Origin of the sequence: Sphingorhabdus arenilitoris, from assembly GCF_042651485.1 — a bacterium.
Lineage (GTDB): Bacteria > Pseudomonadota > Alphaproteobacteria > Sphingomonadales > Sphingomonadaceae > Sphingorhabdus_B > Sphingorhabdus_B arenilitoris.
Map to the genome: position 1 here is coordinate 186,645 of NZ_JBHSDH010000012.1, position 13,395 is coordinate 200,039.

Sequence of the window (13,395 nt, forward strand, 5' to 3'; positions counted from 1 at the left end):
ATGGCCCAGCTTCCTTTTGATAATCAGATAAAGTTGCTGCGTTTCATGGCGGATGAGATGACGCAGGGCGATTTGGGGGACCGCGTGGGCGTCACTCGGCAAACCATCGCCGCCATTGAACAGGGTAAATATTCGCCGAGTTTGGAAGTCGCCTTTCGGATCGCCCGGGTATTTGGCAAGCCGCTCGAAGATGTATTTCATTGGCAAGAAGATTAGCGGCTGATAATCCGGCACTTTCAATGGGGAGTGACGGGCATTGGTAGCATCTGCGGCGGAGGCAAATTTACAGTCCAAGAAGAGTTTCAAATCGCTCTATTTTGTCGCTTTCGTCGTTTTTGTCGATATGTGCGGCATGGGGTTGATCGTCCCGATTATGCCCTCGTTGATCCAAGGGTTAACCGGCGAGACAATTGACAGAGCGGCGGAAATTGGCGGGCTGCTGCTGTTTGCCTTTGCCATGATGCAATTTTTATTTGCGCCGGTCATTGGCGGATTAAGTGACCGATATGGCCGCCGTCCGGTGATGCTCGTCACGCTCGCGCTGCTGGGCTTGGATTATATCTTGATGGCGTTAGCGCCAACGCTGGCGTGGTTATTTGTGGGCCGAATTATTTCCGGGATCATGGGGGCAACATGGGCTGCGGCCAATAGCTGCGTTGCCGATGTGATAAAATCCGAAGAACGCGGAAAGGCTTTTGGCCTGATGGGCGCTGCTGGTGCCGCGGGCTTTGTCATGGGGCCTGCCATTGGCGGTATATTGGGCCATTTTGGCGACCGTGCGCCTTTTTGGGCGGCGGCAGCTTTGGCTCTATCTGGGGCAGTCGCAGGCTATTTCCTTTTGGATGAGACATTGGACCATAGCAAAAGGCGTGCATTCAACCTGAAACGCGCCAATCCGCTGGGCAATATAATGCAGATGATGAAATCGCCCCTCGTCATCGGGTTTCTGGGGGTGATTTTCATGATGCAATTGGCGGTGCAGGTGCAGCTCACCGTTTGGTCCTATTATACTATTTTGAAATTCAACTGGTCGCCGCTCACCATTGGATTGTCGGTCGCGTTATTCGGCACGCTGGTTGCGCTGGTGCAAGGTGTGCTGACAGGAAAGGTGATTGCCCGGTTTGGTGAAGTGAAAACAGGTTTGTTCGGATTAACCTGCGCGATCCCGGCTTATCTGATCTTCGCATTTGCAACCGATGGCTGGATGATGTTTGCCGCCATGTTCATCGGCGTGGGGGCCAATATGGCTTTTCCGGGTATGCAGGCGATGATGACTCGGACGATTGCGGAGGATTCGCAGGGCGAGCTTCAGGGCGCTATTGCCAGCATCGTCGGCATCACGTCAATAATCGGGCCATTGATGATGACGGGCATATTCGGGCTATTCTCCGATAGTCAGGGGCTATATTTCCCAGGGGCACCGTTCATTATGGCGGCGTTGCTGATCGCGATGGCGGCGGCGCAATTTGCCCTGACCGCACGCCGTGTGGGTAGGGGTGTTATGGTTTAGGGACGGCTATCAAAGGGATCAACAATCCCTACCGCTTAACGTTTAATGCTTTGACCGCTTCGGGCGTATTGTCGGTGAAAATTCCGTCGACACCCGCGGCCAGATAGGCCTTGATCTCGCCTTCTAGATCGCCCGCTTTCCTTGGGTCCACGCCCTTTTTATGGGTAGTGGGCAGGAAATAATTCTCCCGGCGGAATGTCCAGGGATGGACTTTCAACCCGGCTTTATGCGCATCCGAAACCAGCGTCGTCGGGCTTTTCAACTGGCCCAGCAAGTTACGGCCAATCACCAGATTTTTGTCCGGTCCGATGCCGTCAGCATAAGTAGCTATTTCGGCAAGGCCTTCGCTGCTAATCATATCGGCATAGCTGCCATTCGCGATATCTGCCGGGCCGCCATCTGCGGCAATCAACTGAATGAGCGGTAGATCAGTTTTCTGTCTGAGCGCCTTCAAATTGCCGACTTCAAAGCTTTGAATGAAGACGGCGGCATTGCGCCCCTGATACCCATATTGGGTCAGCAATTGAAGCAATGGCGCTTCATGTGGCAGGCCGATGCTCGTAAAATAACTGGGATGTTTGGTTTCTGGATAGACACCGACGGGGACGGCGCGGTCAACATTGTAGCGCGCAACCATGTGCAATATTTCTTCAAATGTCGGAATATCATATCGGCCATCGCGGCCTGTGCTGCGCAATTGCGGCAACCGTTCCTTGGCGCGCAGAGTTTTTAATTCCGCCAAAGTGAAATCTTCGGTGAACCAGCCACTGAATTTTTCGCCGTCGATAATCTTCGTAGTTTTGCGGTCGGCAAATTCAGGATGGTCGGCGACATTGGTGGTGCCCGAAATCTCATTTTCATGCCGCGCGACCAAAATGCCATCTTTGGTCAGGACCAGATCAGGCTCAACATAATCCGCCCCTGCCTCAATCGCGGCGCGATAGGCCCCGATCGTATGTTCGGGCCACTCCCCCGAAAGCCCGCGATGGGCAATGATGATAGGTTTGTCAGTCATGGCGTTGGTCTCCGCAGACACAAAGCCGCCGGAACAGGAGGCGAAAGCCAGCAGGCCCGACAGGATCAAGATAAGCTTTTTCATCCACTCGCCCTATTCCCTGATTATGACATTATTATTTGAGCCCCAAATTATTTGAACCCCAAATTATTTAAGTACAGAAAATTCCGCCTGATTATAACCAACAATCAGCTCCGGTCCGCCCTCAATCACCGGCCGTTTAATCATCGAGGGATTGTCTTTCATCAACTTGATCGCCGCTTTTTCGTTGATATTCTGTTTGATGATATCGGGCAGGGCGCGGAATGTCGTGCCGCGTTTGTTGAGCAGCACATCCAAATCCACCTGCAGCAACCATTCCTCCAGCTTATCCTCAGTGATGCCGGATTTTTTATAATCGTGGAAAACATAATTGACGCCATTTTTTTCCATCCAGGTGCGCGCCTTTTTCACGGTATCGCAACCCGGGATACCGTACATTTTAACTTCGTTGCTCATGTCATTTACCTGTTTTTGGAATTGTTGCGCGGCCTATAAGCATTATCACCAATGCAGGCAACCAAACCCAACTGATTTCCGATATTAAAGTGTGGAGACCGCGCAGCGTGAAAAAATCCAGTCCAATGGGGGACACGGCAATCGGCCTAATCGGAGCAAATATTCGGCTATTGTCATAGGGCCAAAATAACGCAACGCCCTCCCCGCCATTGGTAAATATGTCGAGCAAGCCGTGGCTCGCCATGCTGAAAAATAGAAAGGCAAAAACCAGCCGCCACCGTTCGGGCCGCATGAGCGCAGTCACCAAAGCCGCAATGGCCGCCGCCGATAACAGCGCATGGCTCGCGCCCCGGTGGCCGAAATCGTGCAGATATTCAATGCCAAAGCGAAAGCCCGCAACATCGGCATCGGGGAGCATCGCCAGCGCCATTCCGGTCATTACCACGGGCCCTGAAAGCCTTCCTTTACCGAGTGCCACACCAGCTGCGAGGGGAATGATGGCATGGGTTAATATGGTTGGCATGAATATGATCCTTCACGAACAAGCGTAATCACAAAGCGGTTTTTATAATATAAAAGAAGCAACATGCGGGGCGAGCTTCGTTTTCAATTTGAAAAAACCGGCTTTTGCATGAGGCCAAAGCGCCGTATCCCATTCGCGCTGAAGGCGGATGAACGCTATATCCTTTTCGGTTAATGCAGGCTCCAATTGCTGCATCTGTATTGCCACATCACCGGCAGGGGCATAGGCAGTGACCAATTCGCCAACGCCCAAGCCAGCTGTCCAGCTGGGCAAGTCCGCTATATTTACCATGTCTGCGCCGACTCCAAAATGCTGTCCGGCTCGCTGTACAGCGTCGGTTATTGCGCCTTCGGCAAATCGCCGGGCCACGCTGTCCTGTGGGCTGGGATGAACGGACGGCAGAACGGCTATGCCCGCAATATCGCCATCAATATGCCAGCTTTCAGGGTGCAGATCCTCCTCGGTAATAAGCAACGCCAATTTACCGCCGCTGGGCCTTTGTCCAGCCGGTAATGGCACGATGTCTGGCGGCGGTGCATCTTCGGGTAATGGTCCGGCTGTCTCATTCAAATCGCCATAAGGCGCAAAGCGGCCCTGCGTGTTGCGTTCGATATTTTCGGCGCGGGCCAGATAATGCTTGCCGCGTGTATGCAATCCAGCGACCCAGCGCCATGACAGCGTATTGGATGCAGGATCGGCATCGATTAAATATCGGTAGAAAAAATCCGCGCCCAATTGCCAGGGCAGGCCAAGGGTAAATATCCAAATGCTGGCAAACCACATACGGCTATGATTGTGCAACCAACCATATTCGGTCAATTCCTGCGCCCAAGCGTCAAAGCATTCGATGCCTGTCGCACCGGACTGTGCTCGCTCAACGACCTTTGCAAGTCCGCTATTAGTCTGCATTTCATGCCGCTGCGCCGCCAGCTCCGCGTTATATCGGCGCAGCATATTTGGACGCATTTCCAGCCAGCCCTTCCAATAGGTTCGCCACGCTATTTCCTGAATATATTTTTCAGCAGCCGCAAAGCTGTGCGCTGACAATACCGACCGGACGACCTCTTCCTCCGTAATCATCCGGCGGCGGATATAGGGGGATAATGCAGAGACGTTGGACCGATCTTGCGGGCCATGATCTACATTGCGGTTGGCGGCATAGGCGCGGCCTGCGCGCGGGATGAATGCTTGCAATTGGGCAAGAGCGGCTTCGCGGGTAGGGGTCATTTGTAATTTTCTCTCCGATCGCCAAATTCTCGTACCCGTTTGCGCCAAGCGCGATAGCTACCCGGTTTCAGGTTGCCTCGCATGATGGCTTTAACCTGATCCGCGCTCACCCCATATTGCGCGGTAATGGCCGCAAAGCTGACATGATCCGATAGCGCCATTTCGATAATCTCACTGATTTGAGCATCGGAAAGCGGAGGCGATTTGGTCAAGGGGCGCTCTACTCCCACTCAATCGTGCCGGGCGGTTTGCTGGTATAGTCATAGACCACGCGGTTGATGCCCTTCACCTCATTGATGATCCGCGTGCTCACCCGGCTGAGGAAGGCGGCGTCGAAAGGGTATATGTCGGCGGTCATGCCGTCGGTGCTGGTCACAGCGCGCAGAGCACATACGCTGTCATAGGTGCGCGCATCGCCCATCACGCCAACCGTGCGCACGGGGAGGAGGACGGCGAAGGCCTGCCAGATCGCATCATATAATCCGGCGCTGCGGATTTCTTCCAAGTAAACCGCATCGGCTTTGCGGAGGATGTCGCAGCGTTCCTTGGTCACTTCGCCGGGGATGCGGATGGCAAGGCCGGGGCCGGGGAAGGGGTGACGGCCGACGAATTGATCGTTCAGGCCAAGCTCGCGGCCCAGCGCGCGGACCTCATCCTTGAAGAGTTCGCGCAAAGGCTCGACGAGCTTCATGTTCATCCGTTCGGGCAGCCCGCCGACATTATGGTGGCTTTTGATCGTCACCGATGGCCCGCCAGTGAAGGATACGCTTTCGATCACATCAGGGTAGAGCGTGCCCTGCGCAAGGAAATCCGCACCGCCGATTTTCGCGGCTTCTTCCTCAAACACATTTATGAATTCCGCGCCAATGAATTTGCGCTTTTTTTCTGGGTCGGTAACACCGTCAAGGCCAGCCATAAAGCGCGCTTCGGCATCCACCACTACCAGCGGGATGTTGTAATGATCACGGAACAGAGTCTCGACCTGCTCACGCTCATTCATACGCAGCAGGCCATGGTCAACGAATACACAAGTCAGTTGATCGCCAATGGCCTCGTGAATTAGGATGGCGGCCACCGAGCTATCCACTCCGCCCGACAGCCCGCAAATGACACGGCCTGTGCCCACCTGTTCGCGTATTTCCGCAATCTTGGTGGCGCGGAATTCGGCCATGGTCCAATCGCCTGCAAGACCGCACACTTGATGTGCGAAATGGCTGATTAGCTTTGCTCCATCGGGCGTATGAACCACCTCTGGATGGAATTGGATGCCGTAATATTTGCGCGCTTCATCCGCGATGAAAGCATATGGCGCGCCTTCGGATGTGGCGACCACTTCAAAGCCCGGGGCGAGCGCGGTGACCTTATCACCGTGGCTCATCCACACCTGATGCTTCTCGTCCGCGCTCCATAGCCCGTCATACAGCGCGCATGGTTTCTGCACCTCGACAAAGGCGCGGCCAAATTCGCCGCCGCTATCACCGCCGCCTTCGACCAAGCCGCCGAGCTGCATCATCATCGTTTGCTGTCCGTAACAAATGCCGAGGATAGGCAGGCCGCAGTCAAACACACATTGCGGCGCGCGGGGGCTGCCTTCTTCGGTGGTGGACGCCGGGCCTCCAGACAGGATAATCCCTTTGGGCTGCATCCGGTGAAACGCCTCTTCGGCATTGTTGAAGGGCGCGATTTCGGAATAAACTCCGGCCTCACGCACACGCCGGGCAATCAGCTGTGTCACCTGGCTACCAAAGTCGATGATCAAGATGGAATCGGAAGGCTGTATAGTCATGCGTTGCCGTTAAAGATTGCCGGACCGGCTGTCTATATAACTCCGGACCCTAGTCAGCGAATTTTAACCGTTTTTGTAACAGCATTTTACAGCTTCGATTGTTATTCCATAAGGGTTCAAAGCTGTACCAGGAATGGAAAGCACATAATTATCTTGTAAAAGATACGCGCTGCTATTGTCGCCACTGTTGTTGGCAGCGCGCCATTTCGAATAGTAACGGCACCGGCGCCATTGTTTCACCCGCGCCGGTGCCGTTATAATTTTATCCGCCGTAGAAAAAACGTTCCTCGACAATTTTGCCGTCCGCAACGGTGTAGAGCGCCTGTTCCTGCATCTGCATCCGTTCACCGCTATCTTTGTTGGTCACGTCCATTTCAAATTCGACGATGAATTGGTCGCCATTTACCACGGGATCGCCCGCGCTGAAGCTATGCACTTCATGGCTGTTATTCCACCATTCGCCCTTAGCTTTCACAGCGTCGAGCCCTTCTGCGCGCGCCATCTCGCCTTCCATGGGTTCTAGGCTGACGACATTGGCGGCCCAGTATTTTTCTCCAGCCTCGTCAAATTGTCCTTTCTTGCACATTTGCACAAAATCTTTTGCGATATCTTGGGTCGTGGGCATGTCTCTCTCCTATGGCTTGGGAACAGCCGCCCCGCTGCCCAGAGTAAACGGCAATCGGCGCGACTCATCCGGCGTCAACGATAGCATATTTTGTGACATCGGGGTGAATGGCGGTCCGGCTATTTACGGCTTTGGTAAATCTTTCGCCGCCAATTTTGCGTCTTTCGCCGTTTTTTGCTTCGCCTTATGCGCCGCAATCTGCGCATCCAGATCGGCAATGTGGAGCCGTTCAGGCGAATCCTTGGGCAAACCCTTCATCCGGGCGCTCGCCCATAATGCGTTCCGCGTCGATTGCAGTTTTTTCAGATAGAGATCAGCCATGCCAAAAACCTTAGCCGAGCAAGGCCCATGCGGATAGCCACAATTTATCCACAGGCTTGCCCACAAAATTAGACAAAAATTTACGTCCATATATGTGGCATTTGGTAACGATTGAGCGTTTATTGCCGTTCTGTGAAGAGCGAAACTTCTTTGATTCTCGGCTGGTTATTGGGTCAGCATGACGGAGCGGCGTTATGAGCGCGCAGGGCTTTTCCGTATCCGGCGCAACGCGTGCGTGCGGTGCCGCCCCTGATGCGGAGGACATGGCCGCTGCGCTCCTGTTGAAAGAGGTTGAGGCTTTTCTGCTCGACGGACAACCGCGCCACGCTATCGCCCATATTTGTGAAGTCACGGGCGTCGAGCGGGATCAGGCGGAGGCCTTTGTCGCCGAATTGCAAAGCGGCGTGTTCCGCAAAAGCGATTAGGCGCCGAGCCCGCTGGTATCATTCCATATATAGACGGTTTAGCGGCCTATCTGCTGGATTGTTCGGCACATGCGATGCACAGCGTCGCCTCTGGTATCGCGTTTAGCCGGGCCTCGGCAATAGGTTCGCCGCAATTCACGCATAGACCATATCGGCCATTGTCGATTCGCGTAATTGCGGCGCGCAAAGCAGCGATTTGCCGCCTCACCATTTTTTGCTGCGCCTCCAGCGCCTCATCATCCTCCATTTGCGCCGCTTGTTCGGAAAAATCGGGGTCCAGCGGCTCATCAAGATCCGTCTTAATATGCCGCGCCCGCCGTTGATGTTCGGCCAGCCGCGCCCAGAGCAGCGTCTTCGCGCTTGCCAATTTGTGATAGCCAAGCCGGGTCATGGCCGCGCCCCCCATTGCCAAATATGATGCATGATCGCCTCCTCAATATATCGGTGGCCCCATTATGATCAAAAGGAAAATCGCGTCTTTGAGCCAGATCAAATTGGCGCAAAAATATATCAGGCCGCCGCTACCCGGCCCGCACCGACACCACCGCCGTCATGGGCAGCGGCCGGTTATACAAATGCGGGAACAGCGCGCCTCCGCGCGATACCTCCCACCGCACGTCATCGCCCAGCATCCCAAGGTCAACCTCCGCAATGACAAGCCCTGTCTGCCCCGCAAAATGCTTATCCAATGTCCCCTGCAACTGGTCCGCCGCCGACAGGTGGATATAGCCATCGGCATGGTCCACCGGAGCGCCGGCAAACACCCCGTCCCGTTCAAACGCCGCCCATTGATCAGCGGTCAGGATTTTGTATGCGGTCGCGGGATACGTGTTCATATTGGGCGGCCTTTATGGCGGATAAGATACCCCCAATAATGCCCGCGATGATGCAGTCAAGCCGGACCGCCAAAGAGCCATGATCGCTCACCTGCACAAGAGCGCTTACACGTGACTGCCGAATGTTGGCAGGCACAATCCTACATTTCAAGCTATTGCCGTGCAATACAGTGCATGGATGATCGCAAAACCGGACGAGTTACCCCAGCATCCAGCCTGCGGCACTGGCGGCGGCGATCATTTGAAAGATGGCGACATTGTGCAGCTTTCGGGCGACGGCGATGCGGGCGCGCTTGGGGCCTTTGGCTTTTGCCAGACGCTTACCCCAATCGGCAAGGGCGCAGGGGCGTTTAAGCCGCGCAAGGATGCTGTTGGCCGCTTCATACAGAAAGTCTTGTCAGATACATTCAAACCGGCATAAATAGCCATCGGTCACTCTCCTCCTTTGGAGCGTTTCATGGCGACTCCGTGCTAATTAGGAGAGTCACTACATCAATTACGGAATGTCCCTGGAATTCTCCGGACCGAAGGCTAAGATTAAGTGTATTTAGTAAACTGGCACCGTAATTCATCAATAATTGGGGTATATCGCACGTGTCACCGTAATTCCGACCTGAATTTGATTGCTATTTTTAAAAAAATAATCTGAAATACATATAACATAATACCAAATATTGCCAAATATGATTGTACGCCCCAATATTTAATTTCAAATCCAAATAATCTGATAGTGATTATCAATACAGTAAATAATGTACATAATGATATTAAATAAGATAGAATTTTTGTCAAAAAATTGTTAAATTTAATCATCGCCAAAAGAATAATTAAATTAGCATACATTATAGTATGAATAATTACGTCATCATTGTTAATTCCGGGTGGAGCTAAATTGAATGAATGCGGACCCTGTATTGATAGCAAGATTGAAAATATAGAAATTATAATGATAAAATATTTCATTTTCTATTTCTTTTTGGGTAAATTATGTTTCCAAAATAGAAATTCTGTGTTATATTTTTTGATGTTCTTGATTTTATCCAACCGATAGCGGTTGGATTGGCGTATAGCGTATTGAAGTCGGGTTCCGATGGTCCAATAATACCTCCATCATTTCCAGTGAATACTGATCCAACGGTGAAAGGGTGAACATGCATGGCCAACACTAGATTGTAACCCTTTTCTTCAGGTCTAAACCTCCCTGTGCTATAATCAAAAAAAGATTTGTCGAGTTTTATAAATCCATATGTCTTACTTTTTGGATTTAGATCTGGGTATAACTTTCTCCAAAGAATTCGATTTTTAGCCTCATTCTCGAATACAAGGAAGCCGTGTTCTGTGCCAGAAAGATAACCGTCAAGTGACGAAGGAACAAGTGGAATATCTGTGCCATAGGGAGTAATGCTCTTACTCCAAGCCCACTGCTCTAACTGAGCTATCCGAGGGTATTTTCGTTTTAGTTCAGTTAGCTGAGGAGGCTCGACATCTTGATTATATCTGTAGCCCCCCTCTCCTGATCTGCCCTCGACGGCCTGAGCAAATCCAAAAGTATCGGAGATCTGGTCGTCTTTGTAAAATTGTACAATATCGTTCGGACGAATTCCGCCTTTTAATAAAAATTTGACGTCATCTATATCTACTCCTAATATACCATAATCTTTTCTTAAATCGTCAATAATATCATCGGCCCTGATATTGGTCTTGATGGTTTCGGCAAGTGATTTGATCCCACGGCCCAACGCCCCGCCTGCGATCTGACCGACCACATCGGGAATGGCCGCGACAAGATTGCGGCCAAAGCTTGACCCTTCAATCGCGCTTTGCGTAGCTGCGCTGGCAAAGGCGCTGGCCGCTGTTGCGGCGGTAGTAGTGCCAAAGCTACTAAGCGAAGCGGCGTAGGCTTGCGCACCCACCTCTCCGACCTGGCTTACATCAACGCCCTGCACCGCCCTATTTGCAGCCCCTGTGGCGATGCCGCGGGTTACCGCACCCGCAATGCCGGCCCCAACGCCAGCCGCCGCCACGCCCGCCCAGCTAAACTTGTCTTGCAAGCCAGTTGCTCGGCCGATGCCTTGGGTAATGGCGCTGGATAGGGCGCCTCTTGCAACGTCACTGCCAAATTTGGCAAGGCCTGATGCGGTACCAAAGGCGTTCACACCTTGCAGAGCGCCGCCAACTGCACCTCCGATTGCGGCAAGGCCAACTGACTTCCAATTAAATTTGTCTTGGATGCCTGTGGCAACTCCAAAAGCCTGACTAGCGATACTTCCCGCAGCCGCTGAAGCTGCTCCGCCCAAAACCGGACCAAGTGCTGTAGCAGCTGCGCCTGCGGTTAAGTAGGTAACAGCCACAGCAATCACCGCCAGCAATATCTGTCCGAACACCCCGCATTTTGGTTTCTTGGGCGGAGCAGGGGTAATATATTGCGGGGCACCGGGCTGGGTATTGCCGGCGACCTCTATTGGGTCATAGGGTTTGAATGTACTCGCATTATAATAGGTGGAGCGCACGCTCGCCGGGATTTGCAGCACTTGACCTTCGGTCAGCGGTGCAGAGGGGTTGCTCGCCCAAGGGTTGGCCTGCGCGATTTTATACCAAAGAGAACCATCCCCCCACAAACCTTGCGCGATCGAGACCAGTGTCTCTCCGCCGCGCACGGTATAGCTATTTTGATTTAACCCGTCGGCACCAGTGGTGGCATTGCCGGTTTCGTGGATTTCCCGGCCCGCAAAACGATACCAGCGGTTATCGCTGATTGTATAGCCGTTGACTGATTGTTTTTCGAAACGGCGGATTACTTGGCCTAAGCCATTTTGTATATAATTGACTGTGCGCGGATTGGCATCTTGTATCGTCGCGGACAGCGTTTCGCCATGACCGCCCAAAACATATGTGCTGAAGCTGATCGGTTGCACCGTATTGGTGGTGTCGGTGTCAAAATCGGTCCGCGTCAACACCGCCCCGTCAAACCAAGCATAGTTATAATCACGCTGCGAATAAAATGTGGTACCATTTTGCACCGTTTGTATCGACGCACGAGCCACTTGACCCAAAAGATAGAGGCCCGCATCGGGCGTACCAGCAGGCTTAGTGTAAATGAGATCGGTTGTATCGGTTAGCGCGCCGTTCAGGTAGTTCTTCTCCTGCGTTACCTGACTTTTCGCATCATAGGTGGTTTCTTTACGGGCTGCGCCGCCACCTGTATAGGCAATGGTTACCCGGCCAAAAATATCGCGAATATACTCGCCTGAGACGGTTACTATATCCGAAATTTGTTGGGGGGTACCCGAATAATTGGTCGCGGTTGATGAATATTTTTCCGGATCTTGCCGCAGAAAATAATTGTCGGTGGACAATTCGATTTTTGTCAATTGCCCAGCTGCATTATATGTATGCGTCTTTATCTCTTCAACTTCGATATATTTAGTTGAGTTGGCGAAAGTTGGTCCACCGCCGCCACCAGCGTTGCCGTAGGTTCCGGACAGATAGCTATAACCAAAGCCTTTTTGATAGCGGTAACTTTCGGTTATTATTTGGCTAGCGGCGTCATAAGTTCTGGCAGTGCCGCTTTCCAGCGTTATGGTGATCAGGCCATTGACCACTCGCCCTTTGCTGATAACGACACGGTTTAAGCTATCATATCGATACCAGTCGGTTACATTACCGCGCGTTTCCGAACGGATATTGCTGGCGGCGTCATAGGTAAGGATAAGGTTCGCTGCAGGCATTTCTGTGCTTCCCGCTTCGGTCCAGCTGGTCATCCGCCCCAAGGCGTCATACGTTGCGGTTGCATTGGTAAAGGTTGCATTGAACGGGGTATAGGTCGTGATCGTGTTATAGCCGCCATAGCCTCCATAACCGCCATAACCGTCATATCCGCCATAACCACTCGGCGTATAAACGGTCTGCACGGTTTGGTCACCGCCCCTGACGGTCAGTGTTTCAGCGGTTTGGTTGCCCAATGCGTCATAGGCAAAGCTGCTGGTTTCGCGGCGCCAGCTGGGCGTTGCATTGCTGGTTGCTCCGGTTGGCTCAGGCCCAAATCCCACTACAATACTTTTAAGTTGGCCGGTGTTGAAGTAAGAGTAATCTTTTGTATAAATGCTTCCACCATAAGCGAAATTCTCTTTGGTCAGCCGCCCCGCGATATCATAGTCATAGCTGAAGGCATGACCGCCAAGATCCACCTTGGAGACATCCCTGCCATATACATCGCTACGCATTGTTTTAGTTTTGCCATTCACATAGGTGGTCACTTGTGTCCACCCGCCGGTGACGATGCCGCTGATCGCTGCGATGCTGGCGTCCCATGTGTAGCTGGTAGTGGTCAGGTCGCCGCCAAAGGCGCGCTGCGATATGATCCGGCCTTGCGTGTCATAATAGGTGGTTTCAACATCAGCGCTATAGCCAATGATCGGCGTATACCAGTAGCCACCTGGACCATAATCATTATAATCCTCGATCCACTCGGGAGGGCCATAAATCGGGGTTTGCAGGAAGTTATTCCAATGTTTGATCTGCTGTCCCAGGCCATCATAGGCATAATAATCGGTCAGCCCGCCTGCCTGATTGACCTGGATCACCCGGCCCAACCGATCATAGACCATGGTGGAGACGCGGCCGATCTCA

15 protein-coding genes are annotated in these 13,395 nt (G+C 52.6%); 4 read left to right on the forward strand and 11 right to left on the reverse strand.

Annotated features, from left to right (window positions below):
• Positions 1–216, forward strand: coding sequence for a helix-turn-helix transcriptional regulator (locus ACFOWX_RS04025; RefSeq protein WP_381421547.1), 216 nt, complete (start codon positions 1–3; stop codon positions 214–216).
• 40 nt (positions 217–256) lie between these two features.
• Positions 257–1,510, forward strand: a complete 1,254-nt coding sequence (locus ACFOWX_RS04030) for an MFS transporter (protein ID WP_381421549.1) — start codon at positions 257–259, stop codon at positions 1,508–1,510.
• Positions 1,511–1,538: 28 nt separating this feature from the next.
• Here ACFOWX_RS04030 and ACFOWX_RS04035 read toward each other — a convergent pair whose 3' ends face one another.
• The 8 genes from ACFOWX_RS04035 to ACFOWX_RS04070 form a co-directional block, all read right to left on the reverse strand.
• On the reverse strand, positions 1,539–2,525 hold the full coding sequence (locus ACFOWX_RS04035; RefSeq protein ID WP_381421592.1) for a glycerophosphodiester phosphodiesterase: 987 nt from the start codon (positions 2,523–2,525) through the stop codon (positions 1,539–1,541).
• Positions 2,526–2,672: 147 nt separating this feature from the next.
• Positions 2,673–3,023 carry a Spx/MgsR family RNA polymerase-binding regulatory protein gene (locus ACFOWX_RS04040; protein ID WP_381421551.1) on the reverse strand — a complete coding sequence of 117 codons (351 nt, stop codon included), beginning with the start codon at positions 3,021–3,023 and terminating at the stop codon, positions 2,673–2,675.
• Between the two features lies 1 nt (position 3,024).
• Positions 3,025–3,546 carry a metal-dependent hydrolase gene (locus ACFOWX_RS04045; protein ID WP_381421553.1) on the reverse strand — a complete coding sequence of 174 codons (522 nt, stop codon included), beginning with the start codon at positions 3,544–3,546 and terminating at the stop codon, positions 3,025–3,027.
• Positions 3,547–3,588: 42 nt separating this feature from the next.
• Positions 3,589–4,773, reverse strand: a complete 1,185-nt coding sequence (locus ACFOWX_RS04050; protein ID WP_381421554.1) for an FAD-binding domain-containing protein — start codon at positions 4,771–4,773, stop codon at positions 3,589–3,591.
• A complete protein-coding gene (locus ACFOWX_RS04055; protein ID WP_381421556.1) occupies positions 4,770–4,985 on the reverse strand; it encodes a TIGR03643 family protein in 216 nt (71 codons plus the stop codon). The genes ACFOWX_RS04050 and ACFOWX_RS04055 overlap by 4 nt, the downstream gene beginning before the upstream one ends.
• A gap of 8 nt (positions 4,986–4,993) precedes the next feature.
• Positions 4,994–6,559, reverse strand: coding sequence for a glutamine-hydrolyzing GMP synthase (gene guaA / locus ACFOWX_RS04060; RefSeq protein WP_381421558.1), 1,566 nt, complete (start codon positions 6,557–6,559; stop codon positions 4,994–4,996).
• Between the two features lie 262 nt (positions 6,560–6,821).
• On the reverse strand, positions 6,822–7,184 hold the full coding sequence (locus tag ACFOWX_RS04065; protein ID WP_381421560.1) for a SnoaL-like domain-containing protein: 363 nt from the start codon (positions 7,182–7,184) through the stop codon (positions 6,822–6,824).
• Between the two features lie 123 nt (positions 7,185–7,307).
• Positions 7,308–7,505: a hypothetical protein gene (locus ACFOWX_RS04070; RefSeq protein WP_381421562.1), complete on the reverse strand. Its 198-nt coding sequence runs from the start codon at positions 7,503–7,505 to the stop codon at positions 7,308–7,310.
• 194 nt (positions 7,506–7,699) lie between these two features.
• On the opposite strand from ACFOWX_RS04070, the gene ACFOWX_RS04075 reads away from it, so the two are divergent.
• A complete protein-coding gene (locus ACFOWX_RS04075; protein ID WP_381421564.1) occupies positions 7,700–7,930 on the forward strand; it encodes a hypothetical protein in 231 nt (76 codons plus the stop codon).
• Positions 7,931–7,976: 46 nt separating this feature from the next.
• Here the strand turns inward: ACFOWX_RS04075 and ACFOWX_RS04080 are convergent, their stop codons facing one another.
• Positions 7,977–8,321 (reverse strand): TraR/DksA family transcriptional regulator, encoded by a 345-nt coding sequence (locus ACFOWX_RS04080; protein ID WP_381421566.1) that lies wholly within the window; start codon positions 8,319–8,321, stop codon positions 7,977–7,979.
• A 130-nt stretch (positions 8,322–8,451) separates the two neighbouring features.
• Positions 8,452–8,766 (reverse strand): DUF952 domain-containing protein, encoded by a 315-nt coding sequence (locus ACFOWX_RS04085; protein ID WP_381421568.1) that lies wholly within the window; start codon positions 8,764–8,766, stop codon positions 8,452–8,454.
• Positions 8,767–8,944: 178 nt separating this feature from the next.
• On the opposite strand from ACFOWX_RS04085, the gene ACFOWX_RS04090 reads away from it, so the two are divergent.
• Positions 8,945–9,187 (forward strand): hypothetical protein, encoded by a 243-nt coding sequence (locus tag ACFOWX_RS04090; protein WP_381421570.1) that lies wholly within the window; start codon positions 8,945–8,947, stop codon positions 9,185–9,187.
• Positions 9,188–9,725: 538 nt separating this feature from the next.
• Here the strand turns inward: ACFOWX_RS04090 and ACFOWX_RS04095 are convergent.
• A partial coding sequence (locus ACFOWX_RS04095) for a LysM peptidoglycan-binding domain-containing protein (RefSeq protein ID WP_381421572.1) occupies positions 9,726–13,395 on the reverse strand: 3,670 nt, incomplete at its 5' end.